The organism is Curtobacterium sp. MCPF17_002, assembly GCF_003234115.2.
Classification (GTDB): Bacteria; Actinomycetota; Actinomycetes; order Actinomycetales; family Microbacteriaceae; genus Curtobacterium.
Window position 1 is genome coordinate 3590366 of record NZ_CP126251.1, and the last position, 16619, is coordinate 3606984.

At 67.4% G+C, this 16619-nt stretch carries 29 protein-coding genes; 2 read left to right on the plus strand and 27 right to left on the minus strand.

Annotated features, from left to right (window positions below; all coding sequences use genetic code 11):
* Positions 1-5: 5 nt before the first annotated feature.
* The 3 genes from rpsM to infA all read right to left on the minus strand — a co-directional run bounded on the left by rpsM (position 6) and on the right by infA (position 970).
* The gene (gene rpsM, locus DEJ28_RS16775; protein ID WP_058728274.1) at positions 6-380 is read right to left on the minus strand and encodes a 30S ribosomal protein S13; all 375 of its coding nucleotides are present in this window, start codon (positions 378-380) and stop codon (positions 6-8) included.
* A gap of 181 nt (positions 381-561) precedes the next feature.
* Positions 562-678, minus strand: a complete 117-nt coding sequence (rpmJ, locus tag DEJ28_RS16780) for a 50S ribosomal protein L36 (protein ID WP_111116933.1) — start codon at positions 676-678, stop codon at positions 562-564.
* 70 nt (positions 679-748) lie between these two features.
* Entirely contained in the window at positions 749-970 is a 222-nt protein-coding gene (infA, locus tag DEJ28_RS16785; protein ID WP_017885509.1) for a translation initiation factor IF-1, read from the minus strand.
* Between the two features lie 304 nt (positions 971-1274).
* Here infA and DEJ28_RS16790 point away from each other — a divergent pair, with 304 nt between their 5' ends.
* Positions 1275-2549: an LCP family protein gene (locus DEJ28_RS16790; protein WP_111116983.1), complete on the plus strand. Its 1275-nt coding sequence runs from the start codon at positions 1275-1277 to the stop codon at positions 2547-2549.
* 155 nt (positions 2550-2704) lie between these two features.
* Here DEJ28_RS16790 and map read toward each other — a convergent pair whose 3' ends face one another.
* The 9 genes from map to rpsH all read right to left on the minus strand — a co-directional run bounded on the left by map (position 2705) and on the right by rpsH (position 8432).
* Positions 2705-3484, minus strand: a complete 780-nt coding sequence (gene map, locus DEJ28_RS16795; RefSeq protein WP_502866936.1) for a type I methionyl aminopeptidase — start codon at positions 3482-3484, stop codon at positions 2705-2707.
* A gap of 60 nt (positions 3485-3544) precedes the next feature.
* The gene (locus DEJ28_RS16800) at positions 3545-4135 is read right to left on the minus strand and encodes an adenylate kinase (protein WP_111116935.1); all 591 of its coding nucleotides are present in this window, start codon (positions 4133-4135) and stop codon (positions 3545-3547) included.
* Entirely contained in the window at positions 4132-5454 is a 1323-nt protein-coding gene (gene secY, locus DEJ28_RS16805) for a preprotein translocase subunit SecY (RefSeq protein ID WP_111116936.1), read from the minus strand. The genes DEJ28_RS16800 and secY overlap by 4 nt, the downstream gene beginning before the upstream one ends.
* 147 nt (positions 5455-5601) lie before the next feature.
* A complete protein-coding gene (rplO, locus tag DEJ28_RS16810) occupies positions 5602-6066 on the minus strand; it encodes a 50S ribosomal protein L15 (RefSeq protein WP_071292534.1) in 465 nt (154 codons plus the stop codon).
* Positions 6063-6248 carry a 50S ribosomal protein L30 gene (gene rpmD, locus DEJ28_RS16815; protein ID WP_022906355.1) on the minus strand — a complete coding sequence of 62 codons (186 nt, stop codon included), beginning with the start codon at positions 6246-6248 and terminating at the stop codon, positions 6063-6065. The genes rplO and rpmD overlap by 4 nt, the downstream gene beginning before the upstream one ends.
* Complete coding sequence (gene rpsE, locus DEJ28_RS16820) at positions 6248-7111, minus strand: 30S ribosomal protein S5 (protein WP_111116984.1); 864 nt, start codon at positions 7109-7111, stop codon at positions 6248-6250. The genes rpmD and rpsE overlap by 1 nt, the downstream gene beginning before the upstream one ends.
* A gap of 5 nt (positions 7112-7116) precedes the next feature.
* Entirely contained in the window at positions 7117-7488 is a 372-nt protein-coding gene (gene rplR / locus DEJ28_RS16825) for a 50S ribosomal protein L18 (RefSeq protein WP_111116937.1), read from the minus strand.
* Positions 7489-7490: 2 nt separating this feature from the next.
* A complete protein-coding gene (rplF, locus tag DEJ28_RS16830) occupies positions 7491-8027 on the minus strand; it encodes a 50S ribosomal protein L6 (RefSeq protein WP_111116938.1) in 537 nt (178 codons plus the stop codon).
* 6 nt (positions 8028-8033) lie between these two features.
* On the minus strand, positions 8034-8432 hold the full coding sequence (gene rpsH, locus DEJ28_RS16835) for a 30S ribosomal protein S8 (protein WP_111116939.1): 399 nt from the start codon (positions 8430-8432) through the stop codon (positions 8034-8036).
* On the opposite strand from rpsH, the gene DEJ28_RS16840 reads away from it, so the two are divergent.
* Positions 8326-8556, plus strand: a complete 231-nt coding sequence (locus DEJ28_RS16840; protein ID WP_166645607.1) for a hypothetical protein — start codon at positions 8326-8328, stop codon at positions 8554-8556. The genes rpsH and DEJ28_RS16840 overlap by 107 nt on opposite strands.
* A 29-nt stretch (positions 8557-8585) precedes the next feature.
* Here DEJ28_RS16840 and rplE read toward each other — a convergent pair whose 3' ends face one another.
* The 15 genes from rplE to DEJ28_RS16915 form a co-directional block, all read right to left on the minus strand.
* Complete coding sequence (rplE, locus tag DEJ28_RS16845; protein WP_111116940.1) at positions 8586-9176, minus strand: 50S ribosomal protein L5; 591 nt, start codon at positions 9174-9176, stop codon at positions 8586-8588.
* Complete coding sequence (rplX, locus tag DEJ28_RS16850) at positions 9176-9535, minus strand: 50S ribosomal protein L24 (RefSeq protein WP_111116941.1); 360 nt, start codon at positions 9533-9535, stop codon at positions 9176-9178. The genes rplE and rplX overlap by 1 nt, the downstream gene beginning before the upstream one ends.
* Before the next feature lie 3 nt (positions 9536-9538).
* Positions 9539-9907: a 50S ribosomal protein L14 gene (gene rplN, locus DEJ28_RS16855; RefSeq protein ID WP_111116942.1), complete on the minus strand. Its 369-nt coding sequence runs from the start codon at positions 9905-9907 to the stop codon at positions 9539-9541.
* Between the two features lie 31 nt (positions 9908-9938).
* The gene (rpsQ, locus tag DEJ28_RS16860; protein ID WP_111116943.1) at positions 9939-10223 is read right to left on the minus strand and encodes a 30S ribosomal protein S17; all 285 of its coding nucleotides are present in this window, start codon (positions 10221-10223) and stop codon (positions 9939-9941) included.
* Complete coding sequence (rpmC, locus tag DEJ28_RS16865; RefSeq protein ID WP_111116944.1) at positions 10223-10543, minus strand: 50S ribosomal protein L29; 321 nt, start codon at positions 10541-10543, stop codon at positions 10223-10225. The genes rpsQ and rpmC overlap by 1 nt, the downstream gene beginning before the upstream one ends.
* Positions 10543-10962 carry a 50S ribosomal protein L16 gene (gene rplP, locus DEJ28_RS16870; RefSeq protein WP_065960031.1) on the minus strand — a complete coding sequence of 140 codons (420 nt, stop codon included), beginning with the start codon at positions 10960-10962 and terminating at the stop codon, positions 10543-10545. The genes rpmC and rplP overlap by 1 nt, the downstream gene beginning before the upstream one ends.
* A 2-nt stretch (positions 10963-10964) precedes the next feature.
* Positions 10965-11777, minus strand: coding sequence for a 30S ribosomal protein S3 (gene rpsC, locus DEJ28_RS16875; protein WP_111116945.1), 813 nt, complete (start codon positions 11775-11777; stop codon positions 10965-10967).
* A complete protein-coding gene (gene rplV, locus DEJ28_RS16880; protein WP_022906344.1) occupies positions 11777-12169 on the minus strand; it encodes a 50S ribosomal protein L22 in 393 nt (130 codons plus the stop codon). Before rplV ends, rpsC begins: the two co-directional genes overlap by 1 nt.
* A 25-nt stretch (positions 12170-12194) precedes the next feature.
* The gene (rpsS, locus tag DEJ28_RS16885; RefSeq protein WP_022906343.1) at positions 12195-12476 is read right to left on the minus strand and encodes a 30S ribosomal protein S19; all 282 of its coding nucleotides are present in this window, start codon (positions 12474-12476) and stop codon (positions 12195-12197) included.
* An 11-nt stretch (positions 12477-12487) separates the two neighbouring features.
* On the minus strand, positions 12488-13327 hold the full coding sequence (gene rplB / locus DEJ28_RS16890) for a 50S ribosomal protein L2 (RefSeq protein WP_111116946.1): 840 nt from the start codon (positions 13325-13327) through the stop codon (positions 12488-12490).
* Between the two features lie 18 nt (positions 13328-13345).
* Positions 13346-13645, minus strand: coding sequence for a 50S ribosomal protein L23 (gene rplW, locus DEJ28_RS16895; protein ID WP_097181256.1), 300 nt, complete (start codon positions 13643-13645; stop codon positions 13346-13348).
* Entirely contained in the window at positions 13642-14301 is a 660-nt protein-coding gene (gene rplD, locus DEJ28_RS16900; RefSeq protein WP_111116947.1) for a 50S ribosomal protein L4, read from the minus strand. Before rplD ends, rplW begins: the two co-directional genes overlap by 4 nt.
* A gap of 2 nt (positions 14302-14303) precedes the next feature.
* Complete coding sequence (gene rplC / locus DEJ28_RS16905; RefSeq protein WP_111116948.1) at positions 14304-14957, minus strand: 50S ribosomal protein L3; 654 nt, start codon at positions 14955-14957, stop codon at positions 14304-14306.
* A 13-nt stretch (positions 14958-14970) separates the two neighbouring features.
* Positions 14971-15279 (minus strand): 30S ribosomal protein S10, encoded by a 309-nt coding sequence (rpsJ, locus tag DEJ28_RS16910; protein ID WP_022903286.1) that lies wholly within the window; start codon positions 15277-15279, stop codon positions 14971-14973.
* Positions 15280-15795: 516 nt separating this feature from the next.
* Positions 15796-16605 (minus strand): DarT ssDNA thymidine ADP-ribosyltransferase family protein, encoded by an 810-nt coding sequence (locus DEJ28_RS16915; protein WP_181433825.1) that lies wholly within the window; start codon positions 16603-16605, stop codon positions 15796-15798.
* Positions 16606-16619 lie beyond the last annotated feature (14 nt).

Genomic DNA, 16619 nt, shown 5'->3' on the forward strand with positions numbered 1-16619 from the left:
GTCTCCTATCGAGCCTTCTTCTTGCCTGCCACGGTGCGCTTCGGACCCTTGCGGGTACGCGCGTTGGTCTTGGTGCGCTGACCGCGCACCGGGAGACCACGACGGTGGCGAAGACCCTCGTAGCTACCGATCTCGACCTTGCGGCGGATGTCGGCGGCGACCTCACGGCGGAGGTCACCCTCCACCTTGAAGTTGCCCTCGATGAAGTCACGGAGGGCGACGAGCTGGTCGTCGGTCAGGTCCTTGACGCGGATGTCACCGGAGATACCGGTCTCGGCGAGTGCCTGGACCGCGCGGGTACGGCCGACGCCGTAGATGTACGTGAGTGCGATCTCCACGCGCTTCTCGCGCGGGATGTCGACGCCTGCTAGACGTGCCATGTGATGGCTGCTCCTGTTGTCGATGGAGGTGTGGCGCAGTACCGGTGCTCGGGCCTCCGACCCGAGGTGTCCCCCTGGTGTCGGCCGGAGCCGGACCAGGGTTCTGGTACTGCGTTTTCGGTGTTCAGTTGTGGTTCCTGCGCAGGCCGCCCGGAGGCGATCCGCATCAGGCAGTGCGGGACTAGCCCTGACGCTGCTTGTGACGCGGGTTGCTCTTGCAGATCACCATGACGCGGCCCTTGCGGCGGATGACACGGCAGTGCTCGCACATGGGCTTGACGCTGGGCTTGACCTTCATTGTTCGTTCCTCGTGCTCGCTGGCTTCGTGCTCGGCAGGGTTGCCGAGCCGTTCCTTTCCAGCTCGCGGATCACTTGTAGCGGTAGACGATCCGGCCGCGGGTCAGGTCGTACGGGCTCAGCTCCACGATCACGCGGTCCTCAGGGAGGATGCGGATGTAGTGCTGGCGCATCTTCCCGGAGATGTGCGCGAGGACCTTGTGTCCGTTGGTCAGCTCAACGCGGAACATCGCGTTGGGCAGAGCTTCGAGCACCGAGCCTTCGATCTCGATGACGCCGTCTTTCTTGGCCATAGCCTCACTGTCGCTTGATTGGATTACCGGTGTGATCCCCGAGCCGGTCTGCGGGTCGGGCGCCACGCCAAGAAGGCATGGCACACCAAAGATCGATCTTATGTGATAGACCCAGGATTGCCAAGTGGAGACAGCGAAGTCCCCACGTTTGGGGCTTCCCGGAGCGCGCCGCCCCGGGCAGTCTGAGTGTTCCACAGTGCTTTGACGGCACGTTCTGGGCCGTCACCAGTCACCGGACCCTAGCGTGACCTCGCTGAACCGTCCGGCCGCTCCCACCCGAGCCGGACCCTCGAACGGAGACCACGTGCCCGACGCCACCCGACGACCGCTCGCCCGACACGGCCGGCTCCCCCGCCGCCGCGGATGGACGACGCTGGCGTCGATCGTCGCGTCCGCCCTCGCCGTCGTCCTCGTCAGCGGCACGAGCGTCGCCGCCATCGCCGGCGCCCAGCTCGCCAGCGCGCCGAAGACCGTGCAGCTGAGCACCGACGACCAGAGCACCGCGAAGACCGCCGACATCACGGCGATCAAGGGCGGCGCGAACATCCTCCTCATCGGCAGTGACACCCGCGTCGGGCAGTTCGACTCCGCCGACGACGTGCAGGGCGCCCGCAACGACGTCACGATGCTCATCCACATCTCGCAGGACCACCAGCAGCTGACCGCGATCAGCTTCCCGCGCGACCTCATGGTGCCGATCCCGGCGTGCTCCAACCCCGAGACGGGCACCACGTACCCGGCGGCCACCTCGGCCCAGTTCAACACCGCGCTCGGGAACGGCGGCGTCTCCTGCGTCGTCGACACCGTCGAGAACCTGACCGGCCTGAGCATCCCGTACGCCGGACTCATCACCTTCGACGGCGTCATCGAGATGTCGAACGCGCTCGGGGGCGTCGACGTCTGCGTGGCCGACCCGATCAACGACACCTACACCGGCCTGCACCTGACGGCCGGGTCCCACAACCTCGAGGGGTCCGACGCCCTCGCCTTCCTCCGCACGCGCCACGGTGTGGGTGACGGCAGCGACCTCGCGCGGATCAGCTCGCAGCAGGTGTTCCTGTCGGCCCTGCTCCGCAAGGTCACCTCGGACGGCACGCTGTCCAACCCGATCACGCTGTACAAGCTGGCCGGTGCCGCGCTGTCGAACATGACGCTCTCGGACGGACTCGCCCAGGCCCGCACCCTCGTCGGCCTCGCCGGAGCACTCCGTGGCATGAGCACTGCGAACATGCTCTTCGTGCAGTACCCCGTCGCCGACGACCCCGCTGACAGTGCCCGGGTCATCGTCGACCAGGACACCGCACACACGCTCAACGTCGCGCTGCAGAACGACCAGAAGACCTCGCTGAGCGACTCCTCGACGGGTCGCGCCTCGGAGGAGTCGACCGGCACCGCGACGACCGCACCGTCCTCGGGGGCGTCGAGCAGCGGATCGTCCACAGGTTCCTCGTCCGCCGGCACGTCCACCGGGACGGCGACCGGTACCGGCACCTCGGCCGCGACGCCGACGACGACGCCGCTCCCCTCGTCCATCACCGGACAGAGCGCCTCCGAGCAGACCTGCTCCGTCGGCAACTGATCGTCCGGGCCGACGGGCCCGGCCGACCGGACACGACGGTGGGCGGACGTCCGGACCGGACCGCGGGGATGGTCGTGAGCCCGGCGCGTGGCCGGGCCGACGGGGCGGGCGCGCGCCGTGCCTCCAGGCAGGGAGGACGGGCCTGGAGGCGCGACCTACGGGATCGGGACGGGCGTCACACCCAGCGGGGCCAAGCCCGAAGCGCCACCGTCGGTGGCCGTGAGCACCCAGATGCCGCCCGCGTGGACCGCGATGCTGTGCTCCCAGTGCGCCGCGTCGGAACCATCCAGCGTGCGGACCGTCCAGTCGTCGTCGTCCGTCGAGCTGTCGATCGTCCCGGCGGTGACCATCGGCTCGATCGCGACCACGAGACCCGGCTTCACCGCGGGACCCGCGCCGCGCACGCGGTAGTTGAAGACCGGCGGGTCCTCGTGCATGGACCGGCCGATGCCGTGTCCGGTGAAGTCCTCGACGATGCCCCAGGCACCCGTCTCGTCGATGGCGTCCTCGATGACGGCACCGACCTCGTGCAGGTTCTTCGTGTGCGCGAGCGCGGCGATGCCGTGCCAGAGCGCGCGCTCGGTGGTGTCGCAGAGCGTCTGGCGTGCTGCTGTCAGGCCCGCGTCACCGCCAGGTACCACCATCGTGAACGCACTGTCGCCGTTCCACCCGTCGACCTCGGCGCCGGCGTCCACCGAGACGATGTCACCCGGCTGCAGGACCCGGTCGCCCGGGATCCCGTGCACGACCTCGTCGTTCACCGACACGCACAACGTGTGGTGGTAGCCCGGGACGAGCTGGAAGTTGGGGATGCCGCCACCGTCACGGATGACGGCCTCGGCGATCGTGTCGAGCTCGCCCGTCGAGATGCCCGGACGGATCGCGTCGCGGACCGCGTTCAGTGCCGCCTCGGTCAGGAGCCCCGGGCGCACCATGGCGCGGAGCTCCTCAGGCGTCTTGTAGATCGAGGGTTTCCGGAGCCGGACCACGTGGCGTCAGACGCCCGCGGTCAGCCCGCGCGAGGACAGGGCGGCCTGGATGCGGTCGCCCACCTCGTCGATGCCACCGAGACCGTCGACGTCGACCACGAGCCCACGCTCGCCGTACGCGTTCACGATCGGGGCGGTCTGCTCCGCGTAGACCTGCTGACGACGACGGATAGTCTCCTCGTTGTCGTCGCTCCGACCCTGCTGCTCGGCACGCTTCAGGAGACGGCCCACGAGCTCGTCCTGGTCGGCCACGAGCTGGATGACCGCGTCGATCGCGGTGCCCTGCTCGGCGAGCAGCGCGTCGAGGTACTCGACCTGCCCCACCGTGCGCGGGTACCCGTCGAGCAGGAACCCGTCCCGCGCGTCCGGTTCCTCGAGACGTGACTTCACGAGCTCGTTCGTGAGGGAGTCCGGGACGTAGTCGCCCGCGTCCATGATCGCCTTCGCCTGGACGCCGAGCGGAGTGCCGTCGGTGACGTTCTTGCGGAAGATGTCGCCCGTGGAGACGGCGGGGATCCCGAAGGACTCGGCGATGCGGCCGGCCTGCGTGCCCTTCCCTGCTCCGGGGGGTCCGACGATGATGAGACGTGCGCTCAACGGAGAAGCCCTTCGTAGTGACGTTGCTGCAGCTGCGAGTCGATCTGCTTCACGGTCTCGAGACCGACACCCACGATGATGAGGATGCTCGCGCCACCGAACGGGAAGTTCTGGTTCGCGCCGAACAGCGCCAGTGCTGCCAGCGGGATGAGCGCGATGAGACCGAGGTAGAGCGAGCCGGGCAACGTCACCCGGGTCAGGACGTAGTCGAGGTACTCGGCCGTCGGACGGCCGGCCCGGATGCCCGGGATGAAGCCGCCGTACTTCTTCATGTTGTCGGCGACCTCTTCGGGGTTGAAGGTGATCGCGACGTAGAAGTACGTGAACCCGACGATGAGCAGGAAGTACAGGACCATGTAGAACCAGTTGTCACCCGAGGTCAGGTTGGACTGGACCCAGGTCACCCAGGCGGCCGGCTCGGTGCCGTCGGAGGGCTGGTTGAACTGCGCGACCAGGGCCGGCAGGTACAGCAGCGACGAGGCGAAGATGACGGGCACGACGCCGGCCATGTTCACCTTGATCGGGATGTACGTGTTGTTGCCGCCGTAGGTGCGTCGACCGACCATGCGCTTGGCGTACTGGACGGGGATGCGCCGCTGCGACTGCTCCACGAACACGACGGCCATCATGATGACCAGGCCGACGAGGATCACGAAGAGGAAGAGCTCGAACGACTGCGACTGCTCGATGGCCCAGAGCGCCGACGGGAACTGCGCCGCGATCGACGTGAAGATGAGGAGCGACATGCCGTTGCCGATGCCGCGCTCGGTGACGAGCTCGCCCATCCACATGATGAGGCCGGTACCGGCGGTCAGGGTGACGACCATGAGCATGATCGCGTACCAGCTGTCGTTCGAGATGATCGACGAGCAGGAGGACGACGCGTTGGTGCCGAAGAGGGCACCGGAGCGTGCGACCGTGATCAGGGTGGTGGACTGCAGCACGCCCAGCGCGATGGTGAGGTAGCGCGTGTACTGCGTCAGCTTGGCCTGACCGGACTGACCCTCCTTGTAGAGGGCGTCGAAGTGCGGGATGACCACGCGCAGGAGCTGCACGATGATCGACGACGTGATGTACGGCATGATCCCGAGCGCGAAGACCGAGAGCTTCAGCAGCGCGCCGCCGGAGAACAGGTTGATGAGGTCGTAGAGACCGCCGGACGACGAAGCGCTGGCAAGGCAGGTCTGCACGGCCGAGTAGTCGACGAACGGTGCCGGGATGTACGACCCCAGGCGGAACAGCGCGATGATCGCGAGGGTGAAGCCGATCTTCTTGCGAAGATCTGGGGTGCGCATGATGCGCGCGACCGCTCTGAACACGAGGACTCCGAACTTCTGGGACCGGCGACCCGATCGAGGGCCGTCACCGGTGTGGTCGGCAGGACCGACCTGGCCGGCGGACGCCGACCACTGTCAAGGAAACCGTAACGGCGGCCCGTGCGCAAACGCACGGGCCGCCGACGGGGGTTACTGGGAGACGGTGCCGCCAGCAGCCGCGATCTTCTCGGCGGCGGACGCCGAGACCTTGTCGACCGCGACCGTGAGCTTCACGCTGATGTCACCCTGACCGAGAACCTTGACCTTCTCGTTCTTGCGGACGGCGCCCTTGGCGACCAGGTCCGCGACGGTGACGTCGCCACCGTTGGGGTAGAGCTCCGCGATCTTGTCCAGGTTCACGACCTGGTACTCGACACGGAACGGGTTCTTGAACCCGCGGAGCTTCGGGGTGCGCATGTGCAGCGGCATCTGCCCACCCTCGAAGCCGACCTTGACCTGGTAACGAGCCTTCTGGCCCTTGGTACCACGGCCGGCGGTCTTGCCCTTGGAGCCCTCACCACGGCCGACGCGGGTGCGAGCCTTCTTGGCACCCTCGGCGGGACGGAGGTGGTGCAGCTTCAGGACCTGCACGCGCTCGTTCTTCTCGTCGCTCATGCGTCGACCTCCTCGACCTTCACGAGGTGCGCCACCGTTGCGACGTACCCGCGGTTCTGGGCGTTGTCCTCACGCAGGACCGTACGGCCGATGCGCTTGAGACCCAGGCTGCGGAGCGTGTCGCGCTGGTACTGCTTCTCGCTGATAACGGACTTCGTCTGCGTGATCTTCAGCATCGCCATCACGCACCTGCCTTCTCGGACGCGGCACGCAGAGCAGCGGCCTCGGCCTGGAGCAGACGATCCGGGACGACCCGGTCGACGGGGAGACCGCGGCGGCTTGCGACCGCGCGGGGCTCCTCGAGCTGCTTCAGCGCCGTGACGGTCGCGTGCACGATGTTGATCGTGTTCGACGAACCGAGCGACTTGCTCAGCACGTCGTGGATGCCGGCGCACTCGAGGACGGCGCGGACCGGACCACCGGCGATGACACCGGTACCGGCAGCAGCCGGACGGAGGAGCACGACACCGGCAGCGGCCTCACCCTGCACGGGGTGCGGGATGGTGTTGCCGACGCGGGGGACGCGGAAGAAGTTCTTCTTCGCTTCCTCGACACCCTTCGAGATGGCGGTCGGGACCTCGCGGGCCTTGCCGTAGCCGACGCCCACCAGACCGTTGCCGTCACCGACGACGACGAGCGCGGTGAAGCTGAAGCGACGACCACCCTTGACGACCTTGGAGACGCGGTTGATGGTCACGACGCGCTCGAGGAACTGGCTGTCCCCACCCCGCCCGTTGCGGTCGTTGCCACGGCCGCCACTCTGCTGACGGTCGCGCCCGCCACCACGGCGGCCACGGTTGTCCGCGGAGTCGCGGTTGTTCGATGCCGAACCTGCGGCGGTCTCGACGGGACGCTCGACGACCGGGACCTCGGGCTCCTTGGCCGCGGGGGCCTCGGTGCTCGTGGACTCGGCGTCGGTTGCCTCGGTCGACTCGGTGGTCTCGGTCGAGGCGGTGGCCTCGGTCGACTCCGTGGTCCCGGTCGACGCAGCGGCGTCCGTGGCCTCGGTCGACTCGACGTTGGCGTCTTCGTTCGTGTTCGCGATGTCGCTCACAGGTTCAGCCCTCCTTCACGGGCACCATCGGCGATCGCGGCGACGCGACCGGCGTACTTGCTACCACCGCGGTCGAAGACCACGGCCTCGACGCCGGCAGCCTTCGCGCGCTCGGCGAGGAGCTCGCCGACGCGACGGGCCTTAGCCGTCTTGTCGCCGTCGAACGTACGGAGGTCGGCCTCCATCGTCGACGCGCTGGCGAGGGTGTGACCCTTGGCGTCGTCGATGACCTGGACGAACACGTGGCGCGACGAGCGGGTGACGGCGAGACGCGGACGCATCTCGGTGCCGCTGATCTTCTTGCGGAGACGGTTGTGACGACGCGCCTTGGCGGCCGACTTGCTCTTGCCTCGGATTCCGATGGCCATGATCACTTACCTGACTTTCCGGCCTTGCGGCGCACGATCTCGCCCGCGTAGCGGACGCCCTTGCCCTTGTAGGGCTCGGGCTTGCGCAGCTTGCGGATGTTGGCAGCGACCTCGCCGACGGACTGCTTGTCGATGCCGATGACGGTGAGCTTGTTGTTGCCCTCGACGGCGAAGCTGATGCCCGCGGGCGGCTCGACCGTGATCGGGTGGGAGTACCCGAGCGCGAACTCGACGTTGTTGCCCTTCGCCTGCACGCGGTAACCGGTGCCGACGACCTCGAGGCCCTTGGTGTAGCCCTCGGTGACGCCGACGATGTTGTTCGCGATGAGGGTCCGGGTCAGGCCGTGCAGCGCACGCGAGCTGCGCTCGTCGTCCGGACGGGTGACGAGGACCTGGTTCTCCTCGACCTTGGCCTGGATGGGCTCTGCGACGACGAGCGCGAGCTCGCCCTTCGGGCCCTTGACCGCCACGTTCTGACCGTCGATGGAGACGGTCACGCCGGCGGGGATGTCAATGGGAAGACGTCCGATACGAGACATTGTCGATCACCACACGTAGGCGAGGACTTCCCCACCCACGCCCTTCTGCTCGGCTTCGCGGTCAGTGAGCAGTCCCGACGAGGTCGAGAGGATCGCCACGCCGAGGCCACCGAGGACCTGGGGGATCTCCGTCGACTTCGCGTACACCCGGAGGCCGGGCTTCGAGACGCGCTTGATGCCGGCGATCGAACGCTCGCGCTCGGGGCCGTACTTCAGGTCGATCGTGAGGGTCTGCCCGACGCGGGCGTCCTCGATCTTCCACTCGCTGATGTAACCCTCGCGCTTGAGGATCTCAGCGATGTTCTTCTTCAACTTGGAGCTGGGAAGCGAGACGTCGTCGTGGTGCGCCGAGTTCGCGTTCCGCAATCTGGTCAGCATGTCTGCGACCGGATCGGTCATCGTCATGATGGTCGTCCATTCTTCGCCTGGTTTCGACACCCGTTCCACGAATGCCGACCTGAGCGATCGGGTGATCCGGGGGCGATTCCCCTGGATCGGTGTGTTCGTGCGTGCGGGCCGGAGGACGTGAATCCTCCGGCCCGCACCGCCCGAAGTATCTTAGACCGTCTGCTCGGCAGAACGGAACGGGAACCCGAGCTGGCGGAGCAGCGCGCGACCCTCGTCGTCCGACTTCGCGGTGGTCACGACGGTGATGTCGAAGCCACGCACGCGGTCGATGCGGTCCTGGTCGATCTCGTGGAACACGGACTGCTCCGTGAGACCGAACGTGTAGTTGCCGTTGCCGTCGAACTGCTTGTCGCTGAGCCCGCGGAAGTCGCGGATGCGGGGCAGTGCGAGGGTCACCAGGCGGTCGATGAACTCCCACGCGCGGTCACCACGGAGGGTGACGTGCGCGCCGATGGCCTGGCCCTCACGCAGCTTGAACTGCGCGATGGACTTGCGGGCCTTCGTGACCTGGGGCTTCTGACCCGTGATCGCCGTGAGGTCCTTGATGGCCCCCTCGATGATCTTCGAGTCACGAGCCGCTTCACCGACGCCGGTGTTCACGACGACCTTGACCAGGCCGGGGACCTGGTTGACGTTCGCGTACCCGAACTGCTCGGTGAGGGCAGCCTTGATCTCGTTCTTGTACTTCTGCTTGAGGCGCGGGTCGACCTTCGTCGCCGGCGCGGCAGTCGTGTCGGTCATCAGAGCTTCTCACCCGACTTCTTGGCGTAGCGGACGCGGACGGTCTTCTTGACGCCGTCCTTCTCCACCTCTTCGTTGCGGAAACCGACGCGGGTCGGCTTCTTGGTCTTCGGGTCGACGATGGCGACGTTCGAGACGTGGATCGGAGCTTCGTGCTGCTCGATGCCACCGGTCTTCGAACCGCGCTGGGTCTGGCCGACGCGGACGTGCTTCGTGACGAAGTTCACGCCCTCGACGACGACGCGCTCCTTGTCGCGGAGCACCTCGATGACCTTGCCCTGCTTGCCGCGGTCGCCGCCACGCTCCTGCGTGGCACCCGCGATGACCTCGACGAGGTCACCCTTCTTGATGTTCGCCATGGCTTACAGCACCTCCGGCGCGAGCGAGATGATCTTCATGAACTTCTTGTCACGGAGCTCGCGACCGACCGGACCGAAGATGCGCGTGCCGCGCGGGTCGCCGTCGGGCTTGAGGATCACTGCCGCGTTCTCGTCGAACTTGATGTAGGAGCCGTCCTGACGACGGGTCTCCTTCTTGGTGCGAACGATGACCGCCTTGACGACGTCACCCTTCTTCACGTTGCCGCCGGGGATGGCGTCCTTCACCGTGGCGACGATGACGTCACCGAGACCGGCGTAGCGACGACCCGAGCCACCGAGCACGCGGATGGTCAAGATCTCCTTGGCACCCGTGTTGTCGGCGATCTTGAGGCGGGATTCCTGCTGAATCACTGCTGTCTCCTATTCCGAAGCAGGCCGGGGCCTACTTGGCCTTCTCGAGGATCTCGACCAGGCGCCAGCGCTTGGAGGCGCTGAGGGGACGGGTCTCGCTGATCACGACGAGGTCGCCGACACCAGCGGTGCCGAGCTCGTCGTGGGCCTTCACCTTGGAGGTGCGACGGATGATCTTGCCGTAGAGCGCGTGCTTCACGCGGTCCTCGACCTCGACCACGATGGTCTTGTCCATCTTGTCGCTCGTGACGTAGCCACGACGCGTCTTGCGGTAGCCGCGAGCAGAGGCGGCGGAGTTCTTCTCTTCGTTCGCCATCAGTTCTCCTCGGCGGTCTCGGCCTCGGTCGACTCGGCCGGCTTCTCAGCCTTCTTCGTCGTCTTCTTGGCCTTGGTGGCGGTCTCGACGGGCGCGGGAGTGGCACGGATGCCGAGCTCGCGCTCGCGGAGGACGGTGTAGATACGGGCGATGTCGCGCTTGACGGCACGGAGACGACCGTGGCTCTCCAGCTGGCCGGTGGCCGACTGGAAGCGGAGGTTGAAGAGTTCCTCCTTGGCCTTCTTCAGCTCGTCAGCAAGACGCTCGTTCTCGAACGTGTCGAGCTCCGTCGGACGGAGCTCCTTGGAACCGATCGCCATTATGCGTCGCCCTCCTCGCGCTTGATGATGCGTGCCTTGAGGGGCAGCTTGTGGATTGCACGAGTCAGCGCCTCACGGGCGATGTCCTCGCTGACGCCGGAGAGCTCGAAGAGCACGCGACCCGGCTTGACGTTGGCGACCCACCACTCGGGCGAGCCCTTACCGGAACCCATGCGGGTCTCAGCCGGCTTCTTGGTGAGCGGACGGTCCGGGTAGATGTTGATCCACACCTTGCCGCCACGCTTGATGTGACGCGTCATGGCGATACGAGCGGACTCGATCTGACGGTTGGTCACGTAAGCGGGGGTCAGCGCCTGGATGCCGTAGTCACCGAACGACACCTTGGTGCCACCGGTGGCCTGGCCCGAACGCTTCGGGTGGTGCTGCTTACGGTGCTTGACTCGACGGGGAATAAGCATTGTTACGCCTCAACTCCTGCGCCGGCCGGCGCGTCCTGCGGGGCCTGCTGCTGACGGCCGCCACGGTCGCCGCCACGGTCGCCGCCACGGCGGTCGCCGCGCTCGCCACCACGGGGGCCGCCACGACGCTCGGGGCGCGACGAACGCTGGTTCGCCTGCTCGCGAGCGAGCTCCTTGTTGGTGATGTCGCCCTTGTAGATCCAGACCTTCACGCCGATGCGGCCGAACGTGGTCCGGGCCTCGTAGAAGCCGTAGTCGATGTTCGCGCGGAGCGTGTGCAGGGGCACGCGGCCCTCGCGGTAGAACTCCGAACGCGACATCTCGGCGCCGCCGAGACGACCCGACACCTGGATGCGGACACCCTTGGCGCCGGCGCGCTGTGCACCCTGCAGGCCCTTGCGCATGGCGCGACGGAACGCGACACGAGCGGAGAGCTGCTCGGCGATGCCCTGCGCGACGAGCTGGGCCTCGGTCTCGGGGTTCTTGACCTCGAGGATGTTCAGCTGGATCTGCTTCTTGGTGAGCTTCTCGAGCTCACCACGAACGCGCTCCGCCTCGGCGCCGCGGCGACCGATGACGATTCCCGGACGCGCCGTGTGGATGTCCACGCGGACACGGTCACGGGTGCGCTCGAGTTCGATGCGGGCGACGCCGGCGCGGTCGAGGGTCTTCTTCAGGTACTCGCGCACCTTGATGTCCTCGGCCACGTAGTCGGCGTAGCGCTGACCCGGCTTGGTGCTGTCGGTGAACCAGTGCGAGACGTGGTCCGTCGTGATCCCGAGGCGGAAGCCGTAGGGGTTGACCTTCTGGCCCATTACTTGCTCGCCTTCTTGCTCGTCGCCGCAGCCTCGACCTCATCAGGCGTCGCGAGGACGACCGTGATGTGGGAGGTGCGCTTGTTGATGCGGAAGGCGCGGCCCTGGGCGCGCGGCTGGAACCGCTTCAGGGTCGTGCCCTCGTCGACGAAGACGCGGCTCACGTAGAGGTCGCGCTCGTCGAGGAAGCTGTTCGTCGAGTCCGCCTTCACCCGGGCGTTCGCGATCGCCGAGGCGACCAGCTTGTACACGGGCTCCGAAGCGCCCTGGGGGGCGAACTTCAGGATGGCGAGCGCCTCGTGGGCCTGCTTGCCGCGGATCAGCTCGATGACGCGACGGGCCTTCTGAGGCGTGACGCGGATGTGTCGCACGCGTGCGATCGACTCCACCATTTCGTTCCTCCTCTGCGTCGCCGCCTTAGCGGCGACGGCCCTTCTTGTCGTCCTTCACGTGACCACGGAAGGTGCGGGTCGGCGCGAACTCGCCGAGCTTGTGACCGACCATCGACTCGGTGACGAACACCGGGATGTGCTTGCGGCCGTCGTGCACGGCGATCGTGTGCCCGAGCATGTTCGGGATGATCATCGAGCGACGCGACCAGGTACGGATCACGTTCTTGGTGTTGGCCTCGTTCTGCGTGACGACCTTGCGGAGCAGGTGCTCGTCGACGAAGGGGCCCTTCTTCAGACTGCGTGGCATCTTCTGAACTCCTACTTGCGCTTCTTGCCGGCGTTACGGCGACGGACGATGAGCTTGTCGCTCGGCTTGTTCGGCTTGCGCGTGCGGCCCTCGGACTGACCCCACGGGCTGACCGGGTGACGGCCACCGGAGGTCTTGCCCTCGCCACCACCGTGCGGGTGGTCGACCGGGTTCATCGCGACACCACGGACGGTCGGGCGGACGCCCTTCCAGCGCATGCGGCCGGCCTTGCCCCAGTTGATGTTCGACTGCTCGGCGTTGCCGACCTCGCCGATCGTGGCGCGGCAGCGTGCGTCGACGTTGCGGACCTCGCCCGACGGCAGACGGAGCTGCGCGTAGGGGCCGTCCTTGGCGACGAGACGAACCGAGGCGCCGGCCGAACGTGCGAGCTTGGCGCCGCCACCGGGGCGGAGCTCGATCGCGTGCACGACGGTACCGACGGGGATGTTGCGGAGCGGCAGGTTGTTGCCGGGCTTGATGTCGGCGCCGGCGCCCTGCTCGATGACGTCGCCCTGCTTGAGCTTGTTCGGCGCGATGATGTACCGCTTCGTGCCGTCCACGTAGTGCAGGAGCGCGATGCGCGCGGTGCGGTTCGGGTCGTACTCGATGTGTGCGACCTTGGCGTCCACGCCGTCCTTGTCGTGACGACGGAAGTCGATCACGCGGTACTGGCGCTTGTGGCCACCACCGATGTGACGGGTGGTGATGCGGCCGGAGCTGTTGCGGCCACCGGTCTTCGGCAGCGGACGAAGCAGCGACTTCTCCGGCGTCGAACGGGTGATCTCAGCGAAGTCGGCGACCGACGAGCCGCGACGACCGGGGGTCGTCGGCTTGTAGTTACGAATAGCCATGATTTATCCCTCTGGTCCTCAGCCGACAGCCGTGAAGATGTCGATCGAACCGGACTTGAGCGTCACGATGGCACGCTTGGTGTCCTTGCGCTTGCCCAGGCCGAAGCGCGTGCGACGGGTCTTGCCCGGACGGTTCAGCGTGTTGATGCTCGCGACCTTGACGTCGAAGATCTTCTCGATGGCGAGCTTGATCTCGGTCTTGTTCGAGCGGGGGTCCACGATGAACGTGTACTTGCCCTGGTCGATCAGGCCGTAGCTCTTCTCCGAGACGACCGGCGAGATGATGATGTCGCGCGGGTCCTTGTTGAAGCCGCTCATGCGGAGATCTCCTTCGCGGTCTTCGACGCGATGAAGGCGTCGAGTGCGCTCTTGCTGAAGACGAGCGCGTCGGCCTTGAGCACGTCGTAGGCGTTGAGCTGGCCGTACGAGAGCGCGTGGACGTTCGGCAGGTTGCGGATCGACTTGAGCGTCAGCTCGTCGTCCGACTCGAGCACGACGAGCACGTGCTTGACGGGCGCGACCTTCTCGAGCAGCGTGCGGGCGGTCTTGGTCGACGGCACCTCGGCCTCGACGAAGCCCTCCACAGCGGAGATGCGGCCACCGCGGGCGCGGTCCGAGAGCGAGCCGAGCAGAGCAGCGGCGATCATCTTCTTCGGGGTGCGCTGCGAGTAGTCGCGCGGGGTCGGTCCGTGGACGACGCCACCGCCGGTGTGCTCCGGAGCACGGACCGAACCCTGACGGGCGCGGCCGGTGCCCTTCTGCTTGAACGGCTTGCGACCGGCACCGCGGACTTCGCCGCGGTTCTTGGTCTTGTGGGTGCCCTGACGCGCGGCTGCGAGCTGCGCGGTGACGACCTGGTGGATCAGCGGGACGTTGGTCTCGACGTCGAAGAGCTCGGCGGGGAGCTCGACCGAGCCGGACTTGGTGCCCGATGCGTCGAGGACGTCGATCGTGGTTGCGGTCGTGGTGGCCATGATCACTTACCCTTCACGGCGGTGCGGACGAAGACGGAGCGGCCGCGGGCACCGGGGATCGCGCCCTTGACGAGCAGCAGACCCTTCTCGGCGTCGACGGCGTGCACCGTGAGGTTGAGGACGGTGACGCGGTCGCCACCCATACGACCAGCCATGCGCATGCCCTTGAAGACACGCGACGGGGTCGAGGAAGCACCGATCGAGCCGGGCTTGCGGTGGTTGCGGTGCGCACCGTGCGAGGCGCCGACGCCGTGGAAGCCGTGGCGCTTCATGACACCCGCGAAGCCCTTGCCCTTGGACGTTCCGACGACGTCGACCTTCTGGCCGGCCTCGAACGTGTCCACGGTGAGCTCCTGGCCGAGCGTGTACTCGGCGGAGTCGTTGGTGCGGATCTCGGTGAGGGTGCGACGCGGGGTGACCCCGGCGGCCTCGAAGTGACCAGCGGCGGGCTTGTTCACCTTGCGCGGGTCGATGGCGCCGGCGGCGATCTGGATCGCCTCGTAGCCGTCGCGCTCGACGTTGCGGATCTGGGTGACCACGTTCGGGCCGACCTCGATCACGGTGACGGGGATGAACTTGTTGTTCTCGTCCCACACCTGGGTCATCCCGAGCTTCTTGCCGAGGAGGCCCTTGACGGACTTGGTTGAATTCGCCATCAGTCCAGCCCCCTTACAGCTTGATCTCGATGTTGACGTCCGCCGGGAGGTCGAGTCGCATGAGCGAGTCGACGGCCTTCGGCGTCGGGTCCACGATGTCGATGACCCGCTTGTGCGTGCGCTTCTCGAAGTGCTCGCGCGAGTCCTTGTACTTGTGAGGAGAACGGATCACGGTGACCACGTTCTTCTCGGTGGGGAGCGGCACCGGGCCGACCACGGTTGCACCGGCACGGGTCACCGTGTCGACGATCTTCCGGGCCGACGTGTCGATGACCTCGTGGTCATACGACTTGAGCCGGATGCGGATCTTCTGTCCCGCCATGTGTCTCTTGTCCTCTCTGCGCCGCGCACCCTCGGGCCGCCTGACGCCGCCGCCACCGTGCATTCCTGCAGGGCTTGGCTGTTTTCCTGAACCAACCGGACGCATCCGCTGGGGATGACCGCTGTTCACCTGTCAACCGCGCGGGGCGACCATGGCCGTCCAGCGTGGGCATGTCGTTTCCCCCACGTCCGGACACAGCTGTGGCCGGGCGCTCTCGAGGGATTCGATCGTGTTCTGCTGCCTGCGGCCCAACCCAGCCCTGCTGAACAGGGGGGTTGTGCACTGCCAGAGCAGTGATCCTGCGCACACAGGTGCGCGGAATTCGGAACCGGACAAGTCTCGCATAGGCACCGCTTCCGTGCAACCCGGGCGTGTCGCGATCCACGGGCGTGTCGGGATCGGCTCGCTTCCCCGGATCCACGGGGATCGGCGGGCCTGGAGGCGCGGGCCGGCCCCGGTACGCGACATGCCCCCCGGAGATGGTCCGGAGGGCATGTCGTGGGTGCGGTGAGCGCGCTACTCGGCGACCACCGGCGGGACGAACCACGGGGGGAAGACCGCGACCCGGGGAGCGTGTCCGCCGTGGTCCTGCAGCACCGCCTTGACGGTCTGTCGGACGCGGTCGTTCGGCACGCCGATCACCGCGACGGCGGAGAACGGGACGCTCGGCCCGGCGAGCAGCTCGAGGCCGAGCATCTCCGGGTCCGTGAAGTCCGTCCTGCGGATGAGGTTCGTCGCGGCCCCGGGACCGACGGCGAACCGGACGTCCTCGGCCTCGGCGTCCTGGTCGGCGACGATCACCGACTCCCCGAAGGCCGAGACGGGCACGACGAGCATGATGTACTCGGTCGCCTTGGTCCGACGTGCGGCGTCGGACCAGCGCTCGCCCTCGGCACCGCTGCGGAGCTCGTCCCAGCGGGTGGCGTCGGGCGAGAGCGTGAACGGCACGTGCGAGGCGACCGGGGAGCCGTCGGGCGCGGTGGCCTCGGCGCGGGCCGTGCGGGCGGCTGGCGACGCGACGTCGACGACCGGTGTGACGGCGTCGGACGCGAGGATCGCGCCGGACCCGACGATGTCGTCGAGGTTGTCCACGTGGGTCACGTGGTGGGCCCGGAGCGACGCGAAGTCACGCGCCTCGGGGAGGTCGGGCACCGGTGACCGCAGCGAGGACGCGGGGGTGGCGGCCTGGCCGGGGACCGTCCGGAGCGAGGTGGTGATCCGGGTACGCCGGGGCGTCGGGGTGGGGATCTCGGACGCCGCTCGCTGGCGCGGGGCGCAGATGTCGCAGAGCTCGGTCTCGAATCCGTGGATGCACTCGTCAGTCACGACTGGTGGGGGTC

Bases quoted from the DNA above. Each gene is read 5' to 3' on its own strand.
- rplF (WP_111116938.1), bottom strand. From the start codon at position 8,027: ATGTCTCGTATCGGACGTCTTCCCATTGACATCCCCGCCGGCGTGACC.
- DEJ28_RS16840 (WP_166645607.1), top strand. From the start codon at position 8,326: ATGTTCTTCTTCAACTTGGAGCTGGGAAGCGAGACGTCGTCGTGGTGC.
- rpmJ (WP_111116933.1), bottom strand. From the start codon at position 678: ATGAAGGTCAAGCCCAGCGTCAAGCCCATGTGCGAGCACTGCCGTGTC.
- infA (WP_017885509.1), bottom strand. From the start codon at position 970: ATGGCCAAGAAAGACGGCGTCATCGAGATCGAAGGCTCGGTGCTCGAA.
- rplC (WP_111116948.1), bottom strand. From the start codon at position 14,957: ATGGCGAATTCAACCAAGTCCGTCAAGGGCCTCCTCGGCAAGAAGCTC.
- map (WP_502866936.1), bottom strand. From the start codon at position 3,484: ATGGTGCGCCCGGGGCTCCTGACCGAGGCGGCACTGAACGCGGTCCGC.
- rpsH (WP_111116939.1), bottom strand. From the start codon at position 8,432: ATGACGATGACCGATCCGGTCGCAGACATGCTGACCAGATTGCGGAAC.
- rplB (WP_111116946.1), bottom strand. From the start codon at position 13,327: ATGGCTATTCGTAACTACAAGCCGACGACCCCCGGTCGTCGCGGCTCG.
- rplP (WP_065960031.1), bottom strand. From the start codon at position 10,962: ATGCTTATTCCCCGTCGAGTCAAGCACCGTAAGCAGCACCACCCGAAG.
- rpsM (WP_058728274.1), bottom strand. From the start codon at position 380: ATGGCACGTCTAGCAGGCGTCGACATCCCGCGCGAGAAGCGCGTGGAG.
- rpsJ (WP_022903286.1), bottom strand. From the start codon at position 15,279: ATGGCGGGACAGAAGATCCGCATCCGGCTCAAGTCGTATGACCACGAG.
- rpsS (WP_022906343.1), bottom strand. From the start codon at position 12,476: ATGCCACGCAGTCTGAAGAAGGGCCCCTTCGTCGACGAGCACCTGCTC.
- rplX (WP_111116941.1), bottom strand. From the start codon at position 9,535: ATGGCGAACATCAAGAAGGGTGACCTCGTCGAGGTCATCGCGGGTGCC.
- rpsC (WP_111116945.1), bottom strand. From the start codon at position 11,777: ATGGGCCAGAAGGTCAACCCCTACGGCTTCCGCCTCGGGATCACGACG.
- rplW (WP_097181256.1), bottom strand. From the start codon at position 13,645: ATGAGCGGCTTCAACAAGGACCCGCGCGACATCATCATCTCGCCGGTC.
- rplO (WP_071292534.1), bottom strand. From the start codon at position 6,066: ATGAGCGACGAGAAGAACGAGCGCGTGCAGGTCCTGAAGCTGCACCAC.
- rplE (WP_111116940.1), bottom strand. From the start codon at position 9,176: ATGACCGACACGACTGCCGCGCCGGCGACGAAGGTCGACCCGCGCCTC.
- rpmD (WP_022906355.1), bottom strand. From the start codon at position 6,248: ATGGCGATGCTGAAGATCACGCAGACGAAGTCCGTTATCAGCGAGAAG.
- rplD (WP_111116947.1), bottom strand. From the start codon at position 14,301: ATGGCCACCACGACCGCAACCACGATCGACGTCCTCGACGCATCGGGC.
- rplV (WP_022906344.1), bottom strand. From the start codon at position 12,169: ATGGTGGAGTCGATCGCACGCGTGCGACACATCCGCGTCACGCCTCAG.
- rpmC (WP_111116944.1), bottom strand. From the start codon at position 10,543: ATGGCGATCGGTTCCAAGGAGCTCCGTCCGACGGAGCTCGACACGTTC.
- rplR (WP_111116937.1), bottom strand. From the start codon at position 7,488: ATGGCCATCGGAATCCGAGGCAAGAGCAAGTCGGCCGCCAAGGCGCGT.
- rpsQ (WP_111116943.1), bottom strand. From the start codon at position 10,223: ATGGCGAACGAAGAGAAGAACTCCGCCGCCTCTGCTCGCGGCTACCGC.